The 21,472-nt window shown below is 59.0% G+C and carries 18 protein-coding genes; 11 read left to right on the top strand and 7 right to left on the bottom strand.

Annotation, left to right across the window (positions count from 1 at the left end):
* Window positions 1-221 precede the first annotated feature (221 nt).
* The 5 genes from JZX87_RS18205 to JZX87_RS18185 are packed head-to-tail and all read left to right on the top strand — an operon-like array spanning window position 222 to window position 4,979.
* Window positions 222-1,010, top strand: coding sequence for an NAD-dependent epimerase/dehydratase family protein (locus tag JZX87_RS18205; RefSeq protein WP_148144515.1), 789 nt, complete (start codon window positions 222-224; stop codon window positions 1,008-1,010).
* Window positions 1,003-1,782, top strand: a complete 780-nt coding sequence (locus tag JZX87_RS18200) for a glycosyltransferase family 2 protein (RefSeq protein WP_206827184.1) — start codon at window positions 1,003-1,005, stop codon at window positions 1,780-1,782. The genes JZX87_RS18205 and JZX87_RS18200 overlap by 8 nt, the downstream gene beginning before the upstream one ends.
* The gene (locus tag JZX87_RS18195) at window positions 1,782-2,948 is read left to right on the top strand and encodes a DegT/DnrJ/EryC1/StrS family aminotransferase (RefSeq protein ID WP_148144513.1); all 1,167 of its coding nucleotides are present in this window, start codon (window positions 1,782-1,784) and stop codon (window positions 2,946-2,948) included. Before JZX87_RS18200 ends, JZX87_RS18195 begins: the two co-directional genes overlap by 1 nt.
* A 3-nt stretch (window positions 2,949-2,951) precedes the next feature.
* Window positions 2,952-4,037 (top strand): GDP-mannose 4,6-dehydratase, encoded by a 1,086-nt coding sequence (gene gmd / locus JZX87_RS18190; RefSeq protein ID WP_404945495.1) that lies wholly within the window; start codon window positions 2,952-2,954, stop codon window positions 4,035-4,037.
* Window positions 4,038-4,049: 12 nt separating this feature from the next.
* The gene (locus tag JZX87_RS18185; protein ID WP_286194894.1) at window positions 4,050-4,979 is read left to right on the top strand and encodes a GDP-L-fucose synthase family protein; all 930 of its coding nucleotides are present in this window, start codon (window positions 4,050-4,052) and stop codon (window positions 4,977-4,979) included.
* Window positions 4,980-5,018: 39 nt separating this feature from the next.
* On the opposite strand, the gene fhuB is transcribed toward JZX87_RS18185, so the two are convergent.
* The 5 genes from fhuB to JZX87_RS18160 all read right to left on the bottom strand — a co-directional run bounded on the left by fhuB (window position 5,019) and on the right by JZX87_RS18160 (window position 11,963).
* Window positions 5,019-6,986, bottom strand: coding sequence for a Fe(3+)-hydroxamate ABC transporter permease FhuB (fhuB, locus tag JZX87_RS18180; RefSeq protein WP_148144510.1), 1,968 nt, complete (start codon window positions 6,984-6,986; stop codon window positions 5,019-5,021).
* On the bottom strand, window positions 6,983-7,867 hold the full coding sequence (locus tag JZX87_RS18175; RefSeq protein ID WP_206827178.1) for an ABC transporter substrate-binding protein: 885 nt from the start codon (window positions 7,865-7,867) through the stop codon (window positions 6,983-6,985). Before JZX87_RS18175 ends, fhuB begins: the two co-directional genes overlap by 4 nt.
* Window positions 7,868-7,879: 12 nt before the next feature.
* Window positions 7,880-8,656, bottom strand: a complete 777-nt coding sequence (locus tag JZX87_RS18170; RefSeq protein WP_404945527.1) for an ABC transporter ATP-binding protein — start codon at window positions 8,654-8,656, stop codon at window positions 7,880-7,882.
* A gap of 85 nt (window positions 8,657-8,741) precedes the next feature.
* Complete coding sequence (locus JZX87_RS18165; protein WP_183685435.1) at window positions 8,742-10,859, bottom strand: TonB-dependent siderophore receptor; 2,118 nt, start codon at window positions 10,857-10,859, stop codon at window positions 8,742-8,744.
* A 234-nt stretch (window positions 10,860-11,093) separates the two neighbouring features.
* Complete coding sequence (locus tag JZX87_RS18160; RefSeq protein ID WP_148144506.1) at window positions 11,094-11,963, bottom strand: alpha/beta hydrolase; 870 nt, start codon at window positions 11,961-11,963, stop codon at window positions 11,094-11,096.
* 361 nt (window positions 11,964-12,324) lie between these two features.
* On the opposite strand from JZX87_RS18160, the gene JZX87_RS18155 reads away from it, so the two are divergent.
* The 6 genes from JZX87_RS18155 (at window position 12,325) to JZX87_RS18130 (ending at window position 18,810) form a co-directional block, all read left to right on the top strand.
* The gene (locus tag JZX87_RS18155) at window positions 12,325-13,233 is read left to right on the top strand and encodes a dihydrodipicolinate synthase family protein (RefSeq protein WP_206827175.1); all 909 of its coding nucleotides are present in this window, start codon (window positions 12,325-12,327) and stop codon (window positions 13,231-13,233) included.
* A gap of 131 nt (window positions 13,234-13,364) precedes the next feature.
* Window positions 13,365-14,159, top strand: a complete 795-nt coding sequence (locus JZX87_RS18150; RefSeq protein WP_206827173.1) for an IclR family transcriptional regulator — start codon at window positions 13,365-13,367, stop codon at window positions 14,157-14,159.
* A 187-nt stretch (window positions 14,160-14,346) separates the two neighbouring features.
* Window positions 14,347-16,101 (top strand): alkaline phosphatase, encoded by a 1,755-nt coding sequence (locus JZX87_RS18145; protein ID WP_148144504.1) that lies wholly within the window; start codon window positions 14,347-14,349, stop codon window positions 16,099-16,101.
* Between the two features lie 141 nt (window positions 16,102-16,242).
* The gene (locus JZX87_RS18140) at window positions 16,243-16,719 is read left to right on the top strand and encodes a hypothetical protein (RefSeq protein WP_404945498.1); all 477 of its coding nucleotides are present in this window, start codon (window positions 16,243-16,245) and stop codon (window positions 16,717-16,719) included.
* 4 nt (window positions 16,720-16,723) lie between these two features.
* Window positions 16,724-17,413, top strand: coding sequence for an ABC transporter ATP-binding protein (locus tag JZX87_RS18135; RefSeq protein ID WP_206827171.1), 690 nt, complete (start codon window positions 16,724-16,726; stop codon window positions 17,411-17,413).
* A complete protein-coding gene (locus JZX87_RS18130; RefSeq protein WP_206827169.1) occupies window positions 17,410-18,810 on the top strand; it encodes an ABC transporter permease in 1,401 nt (466 codons plus the stop codon). The genes JZX87_RS18135 and JZX87_RS18130 overlap by 4 nt, the downstream gene beginning before the upstream one ends.
* A 21-nt stretch (window positions 18,811-18,831) precedes the next feature.
* On the opposite strand, the gene JZX87_RS18125 is transcribed toward JZX87_RS18130, so the two are convergent.
* Entirely contained in the window at window positions 18,832-19,830 is a 999-nt protein-coding gene (locus tag JZX87_RS18125; RefSeq protein ID WP_183685439.1) for an ABC transporter ATP-binding protein, read from the bottom strand.
* A 4-nt stretch (window positions 19,831-19,834) separates the two neighbouring features.
* A complete protein-coding gene (locus JZX87_RS18120) occupies window positions 19,835-21,469 on the bottom strand; it encodes a glycoside hydrolase family 43 protein (protein WP_206827167.1) in 1,635 nt (544 codons plus the stop codon).
* Between the last annotated feature and the right edge of the window lie 3 nt (window positions 21,470-21,472).

Raw genomic sequence — 21,472 nt, 5'->3', positions numbered from 1 at the left:
TTAACGAGGGATGGCATGCGTCGGGCGTTCACGTCAATTGCCATAACCACGATTTCTGGGGCCTGAACCGTGAGTCTTCAAGCCTGTTACTTGGATGAATCTCTGCGCTGCGAAACCCTTCGTCACGCATAACAAGGGCATAGAATGCAGCAGGCAGTCGGCTCCACTTCTTATTGTCGATGGGCTTCGTCTCCGGCCCATGTCCGTAGATGGTGTGATCAATGCGAATCCTGGTGACCGGTGCAGGCGGGATACTGGGGCGGCATGTGATTTCACATCTGGCCCGCCTGTGTCCTGATGCGGAAGTAATCATCAACAAGATCGACCTGACCAGCCTGGATGCCGTGCGGGCGCAGTATACGGCAGCCTCAGTCGATAAGATTATCCACCTTGCTGCTCTGGTTCCTGTCGCCTCGGTCAAGGCAGATCCTGCTCGTGCCTACGCGGTGAATGTCGGCGGCACGATCAACCTTCTTTCCGCGCTGGAGGGGCAGAAGGCTTCGTTTGTGTTTTGCTCTTCAAGCCACATTTACGCGCCATCAGCAGAGCCAATTTACGAAGAAGCGGAGAAGGTGCCGGCATCGCTTTACGGTCGCACCAAGTGGCAGGCGGAAAGCGTTGCTGCAGATATATGCGACGCCACAGGGCGGGCCTTTCTCGCAACGCGGCTTTTCTCCATTCACGACCCTGCCCAAACGGGCTCGTTCCTGCGCCCTTCTGTAGAACGTCGTCTTGCCAATGAAGATCTGACGCAGCCTTTCGAACTGCCTGGCGCAGACAGCATCCGTGATTTTCTGCCTGCTGAGAAGGCAGCCGAATACGTGGTGCGCCTTGCCCTTTCTTCAGCAACCGGTCCTGTCAATGTCGCCTCTGGCAGTGGCACGACGATACGCGATTTTGTTCAGGGATTGAGCCCGCATCCTCTCGAAATCCGAGCTACCGGCAGCGCCGATACTCTCGTTGCCAATATTTCGCGGCTTAGACAGATCCTAGGAGACCTTAATGTCTGAGACTGTTTCCATTGTCATTCCAACCTTCAATCGCGCGGGCATGCTACCTGTGGCGATAGAGAGTTCGCTGAACCAGACGCGCCCCGTCGAAGTTATCGTTGTCGACCACGGATCGACAGATAACACAGCGGAGGTGGCGTCATCCTACGGTGATCGTATCCTCTACATTCGCCGCGAACGCGACTTCGGCCCGCATTTTTGCTGGCTGGAAGGCGTGCTGCATGCCAAGGGTGACTTCGTGCACCTTCAGTATGATGACGACTGGATCGCTCCGAATTTCATCGAGGCTTGCCTTTCCGTTATCGGCGAAGACACCGGCTTCGCATTCAGCGGCGCGGATGTGGTCGATGGACCGGGGCTTCCGACCAAGCTTCGCCAGTTCGTAGAGTGGCTACCCGAAACCGGCATATTCGCTGTCGAGGCTGTCGAGAAACAGATCCTCGGCTCGCTGATTTCGCCCGGTGCAGCCGTCTATCGCCGCCAGATCCTGCTCGATGCTCTCTATCAAGGCCGGCTGCCGCTGCAGACGCACGAATATCGCGGCGTCGGCCCTGACGCCTTTGTCTCGCTACTCTCGATGCTGCGTTATCCCAAGGTCGGCTTTGTCAAAGAGCCGCTCGCCTTCTTCCGCGCTCATGAGGGATCCATCACCATCGATGCTTTTGCGTCCGGCGAGAAGACCCTGAAACTTCGCGCCGCCTATGCCGAAGTCACCCGCTATTATCTGGAAATGAAAGTGATGCGCTCGGTGCGCATCAGGGAGGCATCTTGATGTCCGCACTTCGTCCTATCCGCCTCGCCGAGGAAACCATTGCCCAGGACGAGCTTGAGGCGCTCTCCGAATGGATGCTCGCGGGCAACCGACTGACCAAGGCCGAGCAGACGCTCGCCTTCGAAGAAGAGTTCGCGACCTGGATGGGCAGCCGGCATGCGGTCTATGTGAATTCCGGCTCCTCCGCCAACCTCCTGATGATCGCCGCGCTGAAAGAAGCCGGCCGTCTGCGCAATAACAAGGCGATCGCCGCCGGCGTCAGCTGGGTCACCACCGTCTCGCCCCTGTTGCAATTGGGCTTCGACGTCCGCCTGTGCGATTGCGATCCCAATTCGCTCGGTATCGACCTCAACCACCTGGAGGATCTGTGCCGCACTGATCCCCCGTCGCTGCTGATCCTTGTGCATGTGCTCGGCCACTCCGGCGACATGGATGCGATCCGCGACATCTGCCAGCGTTATGACATCGAGCTTTTAGAAGATTCGTGCGAAGCGCTAGGCTCTACATACAAGGGCCGGAAACTCGGCTCGATCGGGACGGCAGGCAGCTTCTCGTTCTATTATGGCCACCATATTTCCACCATTGAGGGCGGCATGGTCGTCACCGACGACAGCGACCTGCACCAGCTGATGCTATCGCTGCGATCGCATGGATGGAGCCGCGACCTGCGGCCGGACCTGCGCAAATCTCTGGCTGACGAGAATGGTATCGACGAGTTCAAGAACCTCTACACCTTCTATCACGCCGGATATAACCTGCGCTCGACCGACCTTCAGGCGTTCCTCGGACGTTCGCAGCTGAAAAAACTCGACCATATCGTTGAGCGCCGGCGCATCAATTTCGAGCTCTATCGCAAGGCATTGCCGGACTTCTTTTGCCAGTCGGGCAATACGGAAGTTCTTTCTTCCTTCGCCTATGGGACGTTCATTGAAAACCGGCTTGAAACCTACAAGCACATCAATGCGCTCGATATCGAATGCCGTCCGTTGATCTGCGGCAACATCGCGCGCCATCCCTTCTGGCTCAGGGACCATTCGCAGCCCGCGCTACCGAACGCAGACAAGGTGCACGATTACGGTATCTACCTGCCGAACCATCATAACCTGAACGAGGCGGATATTGCGCGTGTGGCTGAAGCCTTCGCAGCAGTCGCTCGTCCCTGCTAAGGAATGACTACCATGACCAACAAGGCTGTGAAACGCGCACTGATTACTGGCGTCACCGGGCAGGACGGTTCCTATCTGGCTGAACTCCTGCTCGAGAAAGGTTATGATGTTCACGCCATCAAGCGCCGTTCATCGAGCTTCAATTCCGGGCGCATCGACCATCTTTACGAAGACCCGCACGAAACCGAACGCCATTTTACCCTGCATTACGGCGACATGACCGACTCCACCAACCTGATCCGCATCATTCAGGAAGTGCAGCCGGATGAGATTTATAACCTTGCCGCACAGAGCCACGTGCATGTGAGCTTCGAAACGCCGGAATACACCGCAAACGCGGACGGCATGGGCACATTGCGCATCCTCGAAGCGATCCGCATTCTGGGCATGGAAAAGAAGACTCGCTTCTATCAGGCCTCGACATCCGAACTTTACGGCAAGGTGGTCGAGACACCCCAGAAGGAAACCACCCCGTTTTATCCGCGTTCGCCTTACGGCGTCGCCAAGCTCTACGCCTTCTGGATCACGGTCAATTACCGTGAATCCTATGGCATGCATGCCTCCAATGGCATCCTTTTCAATCATGAAAGCCCGCGTCGCGGCGAAACTTTCGTGACCCGCAAGATCACCCGCGCCGTGGCCGCCATCGCTGCTGGCGATCAGGATCGGTTGTATCTCGGCAATCTCGACGCCAAGCGCGACTGGGGCCACGCCCGTGACTATGTCGAAGGCATGTGGCGGATTCTCCAGCAGGATGAACCAGACGACTACGTCCTGGCCACCGGCCGCACCGTCAGCGTGCGTGATTTTGTCAGTACGGCCTTCAAGGTTGCCGGCATCGATATCGAATGGAAGGGCGAAGGTGTCGATGAACGCGGCTTCGAGCGTTGCACGGATCGCTGCCTCATCGAGGTCGATCCGCGTTACTTCCGCCCGACGGAAGTCGATCTCTTGCTGGGGGATCCTGCCAAGGCTAAGGAAAAGCTCGGCTGGACAGCAACCACCACGCTGGAAGAAATGATTACCGAGATGGTCCAGTCCGATATTCGCGAACATGGGAATTCGGTGCATCAAAGGGACAAGGACTGACAGATGAAGCCGCTGTTCGAGCTTGAGGGAAAACGGGTCTGGGTGGCTGGCCATCGCGGTATGGTCGGCTCGGCGCTCGTGCGGCTTCTCTCAAGGGAAAACTGCGAGGTACTGACCGTGCCGCGCAGCGAAGTAGACCTGCGGGATCAGGCTGCGACGCGGCGCTGGCTTGTGGACACACAGCCGGATGCCGTCATCATGGCGGCAGCCCGTGTTGGCGGCATTGCGGCCAACAGCGCGTCGCCAGTCTCCTTTCTCTACGACAATCTGATGATCGAGGCGAATGTCATCGAGGGTTCGGCGCGCGCCGGGGTGGAGAAGCTTCTTCTTCTCGGCTCGACCTGCATCTATCCGCGTGACGCGGAACAGCCGATCCGCGAGGAATCGCTGCTGACAGGTCCATTGGAAAAGACCAACGAATGGTATGCCATTGCCAAGATTGCCGGCATCAAGCTTTGCCAGGCCTATCGGCAGGAGCAGGGACTGGATTTCATTTCGGCACAACCCACCAACCTTTACGGTCCCGGCGACAATTACGACCTGGAAACAAGTCATGTTCTGCCGGCGCTGATCCGCAAGGCACATGAGGCCAAACTGAACAATGCAGACAGTCTGACGATCTGGGGCAGCGGTAAGCCGCTTCGGGAGTTTCTTCACGTCGACGATCTGGCAGAGGCAGTCGTCTTCCTGTTGCGTAACTATTCCGACGCTTTGCCGGTCAATATCGGCTCGGGCGAAGAGCTTTCGATCGCCGATGTCGCCCATCTTGTCTGTGAAACCGTAGGCTTCGAGGGACCGCTCTCCTTTGATCGTTCGCGACCGGACGGTACGCCGCGCAAGCTTGCCGATCTCACTCGCCTGCATGGCCTCGGCTGGGACAATGCCCGGCCGCTGAGAGTGGGCTTGAAGCAGACCTACGAGAGTTTTCTGGCCAGCCAGTAGGCAGGTGGGGAGCCGTTCAAAGTCCGGAGCGGAAGACGCTCAGGCCTTTCGACGCATCATCAGCATCAGGAATGGCGCGCCGATGAGTGCTGAAACGAGCCCCGCCGGGATCTGGTAGGGCGACACGATCGTCCGGCCGACGAAATCGGCGGCCACCATCAATCCGCCGCCAATCAGGGATGCGCCGATCATTTGCGGCATGGCACGCGTCAGGCCGGCCTCCCGCGCCAGATGCGGTCCCATCAGCCCGACAAAGGACAGAGGGCCGATTGTCAGCGTTGCAGTTGCAGTCAGCAATCCGGCAAGCCCGAACAGTGCCAGTCTGGCGCGCGCCAGAGGTACACCGACCGCAGCGGATGGCGCGGGTCCGAGCGGCAGGATATCAAGCCATCGCCGTGCGGCAAATGCAGTTGCGATGAGGATAACTGCAATCACTGTCTCTGCTGCGGCACTCATGCCGTCGACCAGATAGGTGGAACCGCTCATCCAGCGCATCAAAAGCACAGCGCGCGGATCCCCCGTCGAACTCAGCACGCCGACAACGGCATCGACCATTGCACTGAGCGCGATACCGGCAAGCAATACCCGCTCGGGTGCGAAGGATGATCGACGGGAACCAAGCAATATCATCGAAAGCACGATGATTGCCCCTATCACCGCAAACAGGAACTGGCCGGAAAACCCCGGCGCGATCGAAAAAAGTGCGATCGCGACACCGAATGTCGACCCGGCGCTGATCCCGAGAACTTCGGGGCTTGCCATCTCGTTTCCGGTCAGCCGTTGGAGGATCGCGCCCGCGACGGCGAGCATCGCCCCGGATGCCAGGACAGCGAATATCTTCGGTATTCGGATGGACAGAATATCGAGAGAATATTCACCGAAAACAAGCGTCCAGCTTCCATCGACACCTCGCCCGACAAACATGCTGAGCAGCAACAGAAGAACGAGGATTGAAAAAGCGATGATGATCGGGATTTTTGTATCCCATCGGCGCGACCGTTTTTGTATCGCGGCCTGTTGAATTCGGTGGCGGATCTTCAGTCGCGGCAAAAGCGCCAGAAGTAAAGGCGAGCCGAAGATCGCCGTGACCGCTCCGGTCGGCAGGAAATCGCCAAGCTCGCCTGCGACAAGCTGCAGGACGGAATCGGCAAAGAAGAGCAGCCCGGCGCCGACCAGCGGAGACCATAAGATCAATTGCGCCGGCCGCCGCGCACCGGCAAGCCGGGTAATCGTCGGCGCCACCAGTCCGATAAAGCCGATCACACCCACAGCGCTGGTGACGAAGGCTGCAAGCGCAACGGCGCAGACAATGACGATGGCACGAAGACGGATCAACTTCACCCCGAGCGCCGAGGAACTGCTCTCCCCCAGATCAAGCAGGGAGAGCGGCCGGATGAGCACCGCGCAGATGATGGAAACGACGGCAAGTTTCCAGATCAGCGACACGGGAATGACCCAGCTTTGCTGTGCGAGCGAGCCCGCGCCCCAGATGAACAGGCTCGCCAGGTATTTCTGGTTCAGATAGGTCAGGATGGCCGCAAGGCCGCCGCACCAGAGGCTCAGCACCAGGCCGGAGAGCACGAGCGAATAGGGTGAGAACCCTCGGCGCGCACCGAGGCTGACGACGATTGCGGCTGCGACACCACTGCCGACTAGAGCAACGAGATCACGGCCGGCTCCCAAAAGACCGGGCAGGAAAAGCGATGTGATGACCAAGGCGAGGTTTGCTCCTGCCGAAACGCCGAGCGTCGTCGGATCGGCCAGCGGATTGCGCAGGACCTGCTGGAAAAGCGCGCCCGACAAGGCAAGGGCAGCACCGGCAAGCAGCGCCGTCGCGAGCCGCGGGAGCGTTGAATAATAGAGCACCATCCGCTCGATATCGTATGCGGACATCGTTGGCGCGGACAAGGCGGGGGCGGCAAGAAACCAGGATGCCACTCCGCCGGCGCAAAACAGCAATAACGTCACGAGGGCCGGCCCGAGAATGTCGCGACGGGATGCAGTCATGAATCTTTTTCCAAAAGCTCAGTCAACAGACCGGCGAAGCGCACGGCCTCGTTCACCATGCCGAACATCAGGGCCGGTGGAAGAACGGAAAAATGTCCTGGCTGGGAAAATGGAAGGCGTTGCCAGAGCGGACTATCGGCGAGCCTCGGCAATACATCCGGCGGGATGGGATCGAAGGCGATCAGGCGCGCATCCGGATCCTTGATCGCCGACAATTCCTCGATGCCGATCGTCTCAAATCCCCAGTAATTCGACTGTTTTTCCCAGGCGTTGCGCACGCCGATACGCTCCAGCGCATTGTGAAACAGGCCCGGCGCCGAATAGATCCGGGCGTGGCGGGCGTCCATGAAATTGACCAGCGCCACCGGCGGCAATTTCCTGCCGGAAAGTCTATTCCTGCAGGATTCGAAAAAGGCGTCGGAATGCGCCAGAAACCGCTCCGCCTCGTTCTGCCGTCCGATTTCCGCCGCAAGCCTGCGTGTCGCGGCAATGGCCGCCGGCAGGATAGGACCGGCGCCTGGCGTAAAAACTTCCAATCGAACGACCTTTGCGAAGGGCTGGAGCCTGGACAAAAGTTCATTGAGATAAGGTGTCGTCAGGATGATATCGGGCTTCAACTGCACGAGGATTTCGAAATTGATCTCGTTGGCGCTGCCGATATCGATCACGGAGGATGGCAGAACTGGCTCGACGACCCATCGGCCCCAATCGGCGAGATCCGAAATTCCGACAGGCGGCAGACCAAGCGACAGAAGCGTGGATGATAGCCCATAATCAAGGCTGACAATTCGCAATCCGGCCATTTCGGCAAATACCGGCTTCGGCATCATTGCTGCTGCCGCCGCCGCGCATTGCAGGAAAGATCGCCGCAAGACCGTCATCTTGTCATGGCCTCAGCGGGCATAGGCAAGGGGATGCGACAGGCTGGATGCGGCAATCACATCCATGTCGATTCCGTAAATGCTGCGTAAAGTCTCTGGCACAAGTATGCCATCCGGCGTTCCACTGGCGACCACGCGTCCGCCCTTCAGCGCATGGATCCGATCGCAGAAGCGTGCGGCCATGTTGATATCGTGAAGCACGATGACGATGCTTCGACCACCCTCATGCGCAAGCCGCCGCACCAACGACAGGACTTCGATCTGATGGGCGATATCGAGTGCAGCAGTCGGCTCGTCGAGCAACAGGCAGTTTGCGTCCTGTGCGATCAGCATGGCGATCCATGCCCGCTGGCGCTCCCCGCCGGACAGCGTGCCCACCATTCGGTCGGCAAATCTTTCGATATGCGTCGCCTCGATCGCAGCCTCGACCTTCTGCCGGTCGAGATCGGAAAACCGGCCAAGTGCACCATGCCAGGGATAACGCCCGCAGGCGACAAGCTCGCGGATCGTCATGTCGGATCCGGTGCTCAGATCTTGCGGCAAATAGGCGACGGACCGTGCGAAATCGCGGCCGTCATACTGCTTGAGATCGCGGCCAGCATAAGCGACGGATCCCGCGGTTGGCGTCAGCTGTCGTGCAAGTATTTTCAAAAGGCTTGATTTGCCCGAGCCATTATGGCCGACCAAAGCCACCACTTCTCCTGCCGGAAAATCGAGGCCGACATCCGACAGGATCGCATTGCCATCGATCGAAAGACCGAGGTCCTGCACGGTAAAGGCTTTCGTCATATCGAGCGTTTCCTGCGCGAGCGGAACCAAGGTCATGCCGCCCGCCCGTATGTCTAGGATGACATCGGAAGGACGGCTGCCAGTTTTACCACTTGTACTTGAGCGAACCCAAGACCGTGCGGCCTCGGCCGGTATAGCAATAACCGTCCGTGCAAACCTGTTCGCGTCGATCCGCAAGATTGGTGGCACTGACAGCAAGCGATAGTCCCTTGAGGTCGGGAGCGGTGGCGCCGAAGTCATAGGACAGTGCGGCGTCGAGATAGGCAACGCCGGCATTCTTGCCGGTATTCGCGTCGCTGGTGAAGGATTCGCTCATCGCACGTACACCACCACCGATGCTAAGACCGCTCAATGCAGTGTCTTCCGGCACGGCATAGTTCACCCACAGAGATGCGACGTGACGCGGCACCGTCGAAGGCGTGTTGCCGATCAGGGTTGGGTCGAAGTTTTCCGTGATTTCGGCGTGAGCATAGGTATAGGCAGCGATCAGGCTGATGCCGTTATCGAACTCGGTACGTCCTTCGATTTCAAAGCCGGTATAGGTGTTTTCGCCGGAATTGTGCGAGAACAGGTAGCTCGGGACATCGTACTGAGGCTTGCCCGTTTCCACCAGCCTGTATACGGCACCACTCAACGAATAGTTCTCGCCCTGCGGCTGGTATTTCAAGCCAACTTCGATCTGGCGGCCCTTGGTTGGTTCGAGAACCGAACCATCGGCTGCAAGCGCTGTGGATGGAATGAATGATGTTCCATAGCTGATATAGGGCGCAAGACCGTTGTCAAACAGGTAAAGCAGTCCCACTTGGCCGGAGAGGACACCGTCATCCTTCTCGCTGGTGGAGCCGCCCTCTACAGCGGTCTTCTGGTGCGCCCAGTCATAGCGAAGACCCGCCACAGCGCGCCATTTGCCGAATTCAATCTGGTCCTGGGCATAGATGCCTGTCTGGCTGAGGCTGCTGTCGGTGAAGTCGGTGAGCGCGGGGATTGCCACCGTGGAGCCGGGAGTACCTGGCGCAACCTCATCATCGCCCATAGCGAATTCCGACATGACCCGGGTGTAGTCAAGCCCCATGAGCAGCGTATGCGAAAGGCTGCCGGTGTCAAACTGGCTCTCGAGCTGATTGTCGATCTGATAGGCGCGCATGTCCTCCGTCACCGCAGTCGTTGGCCAATTGCCAGCGGCATTAAGGTATACGCGGTTCAGGTAATGCGCCTTGAGATCGACATCGCCGATACGCGCATTCTGGCGGAAGGTCAGGCCGTTATCGAACTTGTGCTCAAGCTGATAGCCGAGCTGGTACTGCTCCACCTTCTGGCTGTTGAAGTCAGGGTCGGTATAGAGGAAGACGTCCTTGCCCTGAAGGTAGCTCCACGCGCTCGCGCCTGTTTCACCCTTCTGCGCCAGACCGTAGACCGTGAGGGTCGTGTCGTCGCTTGGCTTCCAGGTAAACGATGGCTGGAGGAGGTAGCGATCATCGGGGATGTCGTAGCTTCCCTCTCCCTCTCGGGCAAGGCCGACCAAGCGGTAGAACAGCTCGTCACTCTCGCCAACTGGACCTCCGAAATCGAAGGCAGCCTGCTTGCGGCCAACGGTGCCGTATTGCAATTCGACTTCGTGGTGAGCCTCTTCCTGCGGCATCTTGGAGATACGGTTGACGATACCCGCGGCGCTCGCCGCACCATACATCACCGAGACTGGCCCCTTGAGGATCTCGATGCGATCCAGCGTATAGACTTCAGTAGCAAACGAGCCGTAGTTCATGATCGGCTGGCGTAGACTGTCGCGAAAGTCACCGGTGGTCGTGGTTTCGATACCGCGGATGTAGATCTGGTCAAAACGAGGATCGTAACCGAAAGCGCCGGTGGTGACGCCCGAGCTGTAGCGGGCTGCCTGGATCATGTCGGTGACGGCACGCTGCTCCATTTCCTCGTGTGTCACCACCGAAATGGCGCGTGGCGTTTCTACCAAAGGCGTGTCCGTCTTGGTGGCTGAAACGGTGCGCCTGGGCACCACCGTGTCGTTGTCTTCGCCGATTGTCGTTGCTCCGCTTTGGAGAACGATCGGAGCAAGCTGAGTTGCCTCACCAGCTGCGTCCTGCGCAATAGCCGTGGCCGGTACGAAAGCTACGGTCATGGCACCAACCAGTATAGTGGAACCAAGAAGACGATGGCGCGCGTGGAACCGGTGAAGAGAGAACGTCATTGCCCGATCCTTTTGACAAGGGACAAACTGAATTGAATGATCCGAAAAGATCGTGGATGTGAGACGCGCGAAAGCGAGTTTCTCTCGACGAAGTCAACTCACGGGGTCAGCTATAAAAGCTCGATTTCGAGTGATCAATAAAATATGATGCATATAGTCATCTTTTTCTCAGGCGGCGTAAATTTGTCACGCCTCAGTCGAGGCACATATGCCAGAGGCCTTTGATATTAAAGATCACTTTCTGACTGCGAATGCGATGTTGACGGCCCGGTTTACAGCAGGTCCAAGCACCGACATGTGCGTCTCACCAGGGAAAATTTCAAATTCGGTGCGAATACTGTCTGCAGTGCCGTTCAGACGAACAGCCATTTCCCTGGCAAGCGATATAGTCCTCTCCGTTTTCCGCTTTTCGAGGCGTGCCTCGGCATCCTCGTTCCGATACTGAAACGGCGCCAGTTCATCGCCTTCGTACTCCCCGGCAGATAGATGCAGGAATGGTGCGTTACCGGGTGCATCCTGTCGCCGCGCCTCATTATTGAGGATTTCGCTTCCTTCCCAATAAATGGTCGGGCTGGCGGCAATCCAATTTTTGAACAGACCCGGTCGCTCGAACAGCGAAAAAAGCGTGAAGAGGCCGCCGAACGAATGGCCGAAAAGCGATCGGCGCGCAGGATCGAGCCGCACCATGTCCGCGATTTTCGGCAGCAGTTCGTGTTCGATGAAATCGAGCAATTCTCCCGTGCCGCCGATCAGAACCGGAGGACCACCTTCGAAATAAGGCGGATAGGATTTGACCGGCGGAGGTCCGAGATCCCAGGCTCGGCGCATCGCATTATAGGGCTCGTCCGAAGGATAACCGATGGCTGCAACGACGCCCCAACCGACATTCGTTCCCGTGGAATAGGGGGCCTGAGTAACAAGGCTCGCTACCGCGAAGGGAAAGGTGGCATTGCCGTCGGTCGTCACCAGAAGCGGCCATCCCTCCGCAGGCGGCTCGCCGGTCGGAATTGAAAGGAAGATCCGATAGGGTTCACCACCCTTTGCGGGCATCAGATCGAAAAAACATGTCCCGGGCATCGCATAGACTTGTGTCCCCTCGGTCATGCTCTCTCCCATCAGTCAATCGTGCATCACGTAAGTGATCGCTAGGGGATCGATCGAATGGCTGCAAGCCACCCGGGATAAATCTTGACAAGAAATCACAGGTATTGAGCGGTCATTTCAATCGCCAAGGCGGATGGGCAGGATGACTACGGATGCCCCTCAGCACCCGATCAGTGCCCGCAATCTCCCCATGGTGCGACATACAGCCTCGCAATGGCATTTGCCAAAGCCGGACAGTGGCACTTCGGCTACGCTGAAAATTATCGGAACGTCGTTCTATAATATAGAACATATGAGAAATTTCTAACGTCCAACCATTTCGCATGTTCCGATATCGCTTTTGACAAAAGGAGGTTTGTTAATGTCCAGATTGATGAAATTTTCCGGCATCATTCCACCCGTACCCACGGTCTTCAAAGATGATGGCAGCTTTGACACGGCCGGCATGGCACTGGTCATTGACCATCTCGTCAATGCAGGCGTGGACGGCATGTTCTTCCTCGGCACCGGGGGAGAGTTCTCCCAGATGTCCCATGAGGAGCGTCTGGCGCTTGCCGAATTTGTCGTCGGTTACACTGCCGGCCGCGTGCCGGTACTGATCGGCACCGGCAGCACCAATACGCGCGAGGCAGTCACGCTCAGCCGGCACGCCCAGTCGATCGGCGCCAACGGCGTCGTGGCCATCAATCCCTACTACTGGAAGGTGACGGAAGAAAACCTGTTCGGTTACTTCTCCGCAATCGCCAACGCGGTCGAACTGCCAGTGCTGCTGTATAATTTCCCGGCGCTTACCGGCCAGGATCTCCATCCTGCCTTCGTCAAGCGGCTGGTCGATGCACATCCCAATATCGTCGGCCTTAAGGATACGATCGATTCGGTGGCGCATCTGCGAGACATGGTCGATATCGTGAAGGGCGCACATCCCGAATTCAGTGTCTTCTGCGGCTATGACGATCATCTGTTGAATACGCTGCTTCTGGGCGGTGACGGCGCCATTTCTGCCAGCGCAAATTTCGCGCCGAATGTTTCGACGGGCATTTATCGCGCAGTCAAGGACGGCGATCTTGCAAGGGCCACCGCTCTCCATCGCACCATCCTGCAGCTGCCGCGCATCTACAAGGTCGATGTGCCGTTCGTCGGCGTGGTCAAGGAAGCGATGAAAGCCTGCGGGCTGCCGATCTCCTCCTATTCGCTGCCACCGGCAGCGCCGCTCAGCGAGGAGAAGATTGCGGTGGTCCGTCGCGTGCTCACCGATGCGGGCATCATCTGAGCCTGCCTTGGCGAGATCGGAACCATCGAAGGGAACCGCCTCCCGGCTGGTTACCGCGAGCCGGGCCATATGTCGCGCACCTGCAAGACAGCCGGAACTGTGCTAGACATCATTCAATTTCAGGCGAGCCGGTGGACATCGGCTTGCTCTCATCCCAGCGGGTAAGCATGCCGATCATCCAGTCCGTAGACAGAGCACTGCAGATTCTCGACCTGTTCGACGATCAGAACAGGGAGATCAAGATCACGGACATCAGTATCCGGACCGGATTGAACAAGAGCACGCTGCATGCGCTGCTTAAGACCATGCAGGCGCGCGGCTACATCGACCAGAATGAGGATAACGGGCGTTATCGCCTGGGGATGAAACTGGTCGAACGCGGCAATTTTGTCATCAGTTCGATAGACATCCGCAAGATCTGCAACAGCTTTCTTGTCAGCCTCTCCGAACAGACCGGCCAGACGGTGCATCTCGGCATCCTCGATGGAAAGCATGGCGTCTATATCGACAAGGTGGAGGGGCAGGCAGCCGTCATCACTTATTCACGGATAGGTCGGCAACTCCCGCTTCACTGTACGGCAATCGGCAAGGTGCTGGTTGCCTTTCAGGATCGGGAGACCCGAGAGCGCATCCTGACAGGATATTCCTACGAGGCGGCGACACCGCGTTCCATCGGCAGCGAAGCAGCCTTTGTCAAAGAGGTTACCAGCGTTCGTGAGCAGGGATATGCGATCGACGACCAGGAACATGTAAAAGGCGTGCGCTGCACCGCCGTGCCGATCTTCGACCACAAGGGTAAGATTGCCGCAGCCATCAGCCTCTCCACGCTCACGCCGATCGTCAACAATCGTGACTTCGAACGTTACATTGGCCTGTTGAATTCCGTCAGTAGCGAAATTTCTGCTCTGATCGGGCACCGTTCCTAACGCGAGCCGGCCTGCTTGGCTTGCCACGGTATGGACGGGTGATCCAGGCAACTGCATTTCACTGCCACCGGAAATTTGAGGCTGGGCGTCGAGACATCGACCAATCATTACTGTGGGCAAGTCATCCAACTGTCACATGGCGGGACTAGGAGGGGGCGTCGTTTTTTCACATGTCCGTGAGGGGAATATGCGCAAACTCTTTTCCGCCTTGGTCGCTACGACCATTCTCGCCGGCGCCGCTCAGGCTGCCGAAGTCTACCCGCTCGATCGCGCGACGATCCTGACTGGTTCGCCGTTCGATTTCAAAGTCGAGTTCGATAAAGTCGTAAAGCCGGAAGACGTCAAGATCACCGTCAACGGCCAGGATTACAAGGCAGCTCTCAGCAAGGAAGCTGAGTTCGTTGCCGAAGAGAAGAACAAGGACAAGGTCCTCGGTTCGGCCGTCATCCTGCGCGGCGTGACACTTGCAAAAGCCGGCGACTACAAGGTTGAAGTTGCCGCCGGCAGCGAGACCAAGAGCATCACCTGGAACGTCTACGGCACGCCGGAACAGGCCAAGGCCAAGAACGTCATCTTCCTGATCGCCGACGGCCTGTCGGTTGCTCACCGCACCGCTGCTCGCATCATGTCCAAGGGCATGACCGAGGGCAAGGCCAATGGCCGCCTGAACATGGACGACGTTCCGCCGGCAGCCTTCATCGGCACCTCGGCCACCGACGCCGTCGCCACCGACAGCGCCAACACCATGTCGGCCTACATGACAGGTCACAAGACCGCCGTGAACGCCATCGGTGTTTATGCCGACCGTACTCCTTCCTCGATGGACGACCCGAAGGTCGAAAACATCGCGGAAGCGCTGCGCCGCCAGACCAAGAAGTCGATCGGCATAATCTCGACCGCCGAACTGCAGGACGCAACGCCGGCAGCCGTCGTCGCCCATACCCGCAAGCGCGGCGACAAGGCCGAAATCAACGGCATGCTGTTCGACGTCAAGCCGGACGTTCTGCTCGGCGGCGGTTCCGCCTACTTCCTGCCACAGGCAACTGCCGGCTCGAAGCGCAAGGACGACAAGGACTATATCGCCATGTTCAAGGATGCCGGTTACACGCTGGCAACCAGCAAGAGTGAACTTGCAACGGCTGCCGGCACCAATACCGGCAAGATCCTCGGCCTGTTCCACACCGGCAACATGGACACGACGCTTGACCGCGAGTTCCTGAAGAAGGGCACCGTCGGCAAATTCCCGGAACAGCCGGGCCTCGTCGAAATGACCAAGGTTGCTCTCGACAACCTGTCGAAGAACCCGGAAGGCTTCTTCCTGATGGTTGAAGCCGCAAACGTCGACAAGATGTCCCATCCGCTGGATTGGGATCGCGCTGTCGTCGACACGATCGAATTCGACAAGGCGATCGGTGTTGCGCGCGAATTCGCCGCCAAGAACCCCGACACACTGATCGTCGTTACCGGCGACCACACGCACGGCGTTTCCATCATCGGCACCGTCGATGACGAAAAGCCGGGCACCGAGATGCGCGAAAAGGTCGGCACCTATGCCGAAGCCGGCTTCCCGAACTACGAAGACAAGGACGGCGACGGCTACCCGGACAAGGTCGACGTATCGCGTCGCCTGTTCCTCAACGCCAACAACGGCCCGGACCATTACGAAACCTTCCGCCCGAAGCTTGATGCTCCGTTCGTTCCAGCCATCCAGAACGAAAAGAAGGAATATGTCGCCAACGAAGCCTATAAGGATGTGCCCGGCGCAGTTCTCGTAACCGGCATCATCCCGAAGAGCGCAGACAGCGGCGTGCACGCCGTTGACGATATCGTTCTGCAGGCAGAAGGCCCCGGCGCCGAAGGTTTCCGTGGCTATATGGAGCAGAGCGACGTCTACAAGGCTCTCGCCGAAGCTTTCGCGCTTGGCGCAAAGCAGACCAACTAAGACTTGAAAACAATGAGGGTACGCCGCCGTGGCGTGCCCTCATCGTATTTTTCCGGGTTCAGCTGTCCCTGGTTTTGCCCGGCTTGCATTGTCCGCCGTCCCGCGTGACGATGAGCGAATATTTCAGGAAGGAGAAGGGTCATGAAGCAGCTTCATCCGGCGCGTTTCAGTCGCCGCCAGGCGCTCACCATGACACTCGGCCTCATGTCCGGCCTGCCGCTGCTGGCGGCTGCGGGTCGTGCACAGGCCAATAGCGACATCACTTTCGACGAACTTTACGGCAAGGTCAGCGTCCTCGGCTTGGAATTCTCCGAAAAGGTCAAGCAGCTGAACGGCAAGGAGATCGCCATGCGCGGTTTCATGGCCCCACCGCTGAAAGCCGAAGCGCAGTTCTTCGTGCTGACCGAAATTCCAATGTCGATCTGCCCCTTCTGCTCGACCGATAGCGACTGGCCCGACAACATCGTCGTCGTCTATCTCGATGAAAAACAGACCTTCACCCAGCCCAGCCAGACGATCGAAGTGCGCGGCAAGCTGGAAATGGGCTCCTGGACGGATCCGGAAACCGGATTCGTCAGTCTTCTTCGTATTCGCCAGGCCGAATACGCCACGGTTTGAAAACATGCTGTCGCTGAAAATTGAAAATCTCGCCGTCGCGTTTCCCGGCCTGACGGCACCGGTGCTCGCCATAGATCATCTCGAAATCGCAGCAGGCAGCGGTGTTGCGCTGACGGGTGGTTCCGGCTCGGGAAAAAGCACGCTCATCAACATCATTGCCGGCCTTGAACCCACGCGTGCGGGTCACGTCTTCTGGGGTGATCAAAACTTTGCGGATCTTTCCGAAGGCAGGCGCGACCGCTGGCGCGCCGCCAATATCGGCTTGGTCATGCAGGATTTTCATCTCTTTCCCGGCCTGTCGGCGATCGACAACATTCTGCTGCCGGCGCGCCTGTCGCGCGTGGTGACGGCCGATCTTGTGAAGCGCGCCCACATGCTGTTTCAAACGGTTGGCCTCAAGCGGCCCGAACAGCATGTCGAGACCATGTCTCGTGGTGAGATGCAGCGTGTCGCGATTGCCCGCGCGCTTCTGCGCAAGCCGGGCGTCATCATCGCCGACGAGCCGACCGCCAGCCTCGATCTCGAAAGCGGTGAGGCAGTCGGTGATCTTCTTCTGTCGGTTGCCGCGGATGCCGGCTCGACCCTGATCGTCGCCAGCCACGACCCGCGCCTCATCGAACGGCTTGGTCGCCGCCTGTCGTTGAAGGGCGGCCAGATCGTCGGCGACACGCAGACCGGGGAGATGGCGGCATGATCCGGTTCATCCTTGCAGATCTGCGTCGCCTTTGGCTCGGCGGTGCCGTCGTGGTGCTTCTGGTGGCACTTGCCACCGCACTCGGCGTTGCCGTCACACTCCAGGAGCGTTCTCTTCGTCTCGGCAGCGCCCGCGCCGCAGACAAGTTCGATCTGATTGTCGGCGCCGCCGGAAGCGAAACCCAGCTTGTCCTCTCCTCCATCTTCCTGCAGGCCGCCCCTCTACCTCTGATCGATGGTTCTGTCTTGACCAAGCTTTCCGCCGATCCGCGCGTCGATTGGGCTGCCCCGGTCGGTTTTGGCGACAGTTTTGCCGGTTATCCGATCATCGGTACGACCACGAAACTCGTTGCGGGCACCACTCCCGGCTTTGCCGAAGGCAGGATGTTTGCCCTGGAAGGTGAAGCGGTTCTCGGCGCTACCGTCAATCTGCCGCTCGGCGCGGAAATCAAGCCGATGCACGGCACGGCCGAGACGGGTGGCCATACGCATGCCGGCCCGGCCTATAAAGTCACTGGAAAGCTGCGACCGACCGGCACGCCTTGGGACCGCGCCATTCTTGTGCCCATTCAGGCAGTCTGGCACGTCCATGGTCTCGGCGAAGAGCATGGGCATGAGGAAGAGCATCGCGACGGAGACGGTCACCACCACGGCCATGAAGGCAAGGAACACCACGAGGACGGCGAAACGCATGTCGAGGGCGAGACGGAGGAACACGCCACACCGGTCGCGGAGATACCCGCCGTGCAGCCTGCCAAACCAGCCTTCGCCCTCGGTGCAGCGTCCTCCGCTCATATCGAAGAGGATCATCACGGCAGCATCGATCCGGATGCGCTGATAGTCGAAACCTTTGGTCCCTCCACGCCCGGCCTGCCGGCCATTCTCGTCAAGCCGAAAACGATTGCCGATGCCTATCGGCTGCGTCAGGAATATCGAACCGGCAGCACGCTTGGCGTCTTTCCCGGCGAAGTGCTGACGAGGCTTTATGCGACGCTCGGGGATGCGAAGATGATCCTGAGCGCGGTCGCTGCCGGCTCTCAGGGGCTTGTTGCGGCAGCACTGGTTCTGGTCACAGTCATCCATGTCGGCCAGAGGCGTCGTCAGATCGGTGCGCTGCGAGCCTTTGGCGCTCCCCGCCTTTCCGTATTCACCATCGTCTGGCTGGAGCTTTTCCTGCTTGTTGCGCTCGGCATCGGCATCGGCTTCCTCATCGGCCTGGCGGCCGCCCAGATCGGCGCGCAGCTTTTCGCCGCCAAAAGCGGCGTCATCCTGCCAGTCGGATTTACGCGTGAAGATCTGCGTTTGGCGCTGGTATTCCTCGGCTTCGCCGCCATTCTGGCAGCCGTGCCGGCACTGCTTGCCTATCGCCAGTCCCCCGCAACCGCCCTGCGCGCCTGATCAGCGCGCAGGATTTCGTCTTCACAGTCGCTTGCCGGCTTCGTCGAAACGATGCGTCATCTCCGGAGCGTAGGAGAGCCATACAGTCTCCCCTGCCCCATAAACCGCGTCGCCCACAGCACGGGCAATAACGATGCCGATGCCCTCCATCGCGACATGCAGATAGGTGTCGCTGCCCAGCCGTTCCGAGAACTGCACGCTGCCGGAAAGAAGTCCGTCCTTGCGATCAACGTCCAGATGCTCGGGCCGGACACCAAGCGTATGCGCGCCGACTGCCGCAGCCAGCGGCCCGGTGAAGAAATTCATCTTCGGCGAGCCGATGAAGCCGGCGACGAACAGGGTCTCCGGCTTGTTGTAGAGATCGATCGGCGCGCCGACCTGCTCTATCAGCCCCTTGTTGAGCACGACAATCTGGTCAGCCAGCGTCATGGCCTCTACCTGGTCATGGGTCACGTAGATCATCGTCGCGCCAAGCCGCTTGTGCAGCTGCGCCAGTTCGACCCGCATCTGGGTGCGTAGGGCTGCATCGAGGTTCGACAGCGGTTCGTCGAACAGGAAGACCTTGGGCTGGCGCACGATGGCGCGGCCGATGGCGACACGCTGCCGCTGGCCACCGGATAGCTCCGCCGGCTTGCGTTTCAAAAGCGGCGTCAGTTGGAGCACATCAGCGGCGGCTTCAACCTTCGCCTTGATTTCCGCCTTAGGAACCTTGGCCATTTTCAGCGCGAAGCCAATATTTTCGGCCACATCCATATGCGGGTAAAGCGCATAGGACTGGAAGACCATGGCAATGCCGCGTTCGGTTGGGCGTTCCTCGGTCACATCGCGCGCGTCGATGAAGATCTTTCCGTCGGTCGCATCTTCCAGCCCCGCCGTGAGGCGCAGCAAGGTCGATTTTCCGCAGCCCGACGGACCGACGAAGACCGTGAAGGAACCGTCCGGAATATGCAGCGAGGCATCCGGAATGACGGTGACCGCACCGAAAACCTTCTTGATGTTTTGATATTCGACAACGGCCATCGGATCATTCCTTGGGAAGGTTCTTGTAGGTGAAATGCGAGAAGTCGGCCGGCATCGCCAGCCCACCGAGATCGTGGGCCGCCATGCCCACAAAGGCGCCTGTAAAATTACCGATGCCTACGAAGGAGCCGGTGATCTTGCTCTGCTCGCCCTCGCCGCTTTCGTCGGAAAGCACGGAATTGTCGAGAACCGGACCGATGCGGGTCCAGGCGCCATCCTTCATGTAGAAGAAGCGCAACGCCGCCCCGCGCACCTCGACCCGGAGGCGCACCGGACCGTCCGGAACGGAAATCGGATTGTCCAGTCCTAGCATCGTCATGCCGTTCGGCCATTGGCCGTTGCAGTAGAAGATCTGCAGCGAACGCCCGGCCTTTTCGTCCTGGCTGACGCAGAGATAGTGGTAGGCGAAGCGATTGTAGTAGGCGATCAGTCCGGCCATCTGCAGATGCGAGGTCGGATCGCAATCGACTTCCGTCTCCGCATCGTAATCGAAATCCGTCTGGCGTCGTGCAACAAGCGACTGTTCGAACCATGAGCCGACCGACTCGCGCCCGAACAGACGCAGATGGCCGGGGCGTTCCGTCAGGGAAAAAAGCCGTTCGGGATAAGGAGAACGCAGCCACTGGAAAGCCAGCGGCAATCCGCTGTCCGGGTTGAACTCATACCGCTCCGGTTCTGCCGGGAACGGATGCGCCGGCAGGTTCGGGGCCGGCACCTCGTCCTGCGGCACGAATTTTTCGCCATCCAGACGCAGCCAGCCATCTTCACCCCATACGCATTTTTGGATGGAGGTCTCGCGGCCAAGAACCGAGCGGTAGAGGCCGGGCAGCGGTCGACTGCACAGATGCACCATGTAGGTCCCGCCATCCGGCGTCTCGACGAAATCGCCATGCCCGCCGCGCTGCAGCGTTGCATCCGGGTGGAACCGTGAAGTGACGACATGGGTGTCGGGATGCAGTTCGTAAGGGCCGGTCAGATTGCGCGAACGCGCCATCGTCACGGCGTGGCTGTAGCCTGTGCCGCCTTCGGCAACGATCAGGTAATACCAGCCGTCACGCTTGTAGAGATGCGGCCCTTCCGAAAGACCGAGCGGCGATCCCTTGAAGATGGTGGAGATCGCCCCGACGAGCTTCTTTTCTACCGGGTCATATTCCTGCATCACGATGCCGCCGAAGCGGGATGGACGTCCGCGATGATCCCAAAGCAGGTTCACGTGCCATTTGCGGCCATCGTCTTCATGAAAGAGCGACGGATCGAAGCCGGAGGAATTCAGATAGACCGGGTCCGACCACGGACCTTCGATCGAAGGCGCGGTGACCACATAGTTATGCGCATCCTTGAACGAGCCGCTCTTGCGCTTCACATCCGTATAGACCAGCCAGAACAGACCGTCGGAATAGGTGAGGCATGGTGCCCAGATGCCGCAGCTGTCCGGATCGCCGCGCATGTCGAGCTGCGAGGCCCGGTTGAGCGGCCTTGTGACGAGACGCCAGTTCACGAGATCACGCGAATGGTGGATCTGTACGCCCGGATACCATTCGAAGGTCGAAACGGCGATGTAGTAATCGTCGCCGGCGCGGCAGATCGAAGGGTCGGCATTGAAGCCGGGCAGGATCGGGTTTCGGATTACGGGTGTCATGAG

Origin of the sequence: Agrobacterium sp. Ap1 (assembly GCF_017313375.1) — a bacterium.
GTDB classification, from domain to species: domain Bacteria; phylum Pseudomonadota; class Alphaproteobacteria; order Rhizobiales; family Rhizobiaceae; genus Neorhizobium; species Neorhizobium cellulosilyticum.
This window is presented reverse-complemented; position numbering and strand designations above follow the sequence as displayed.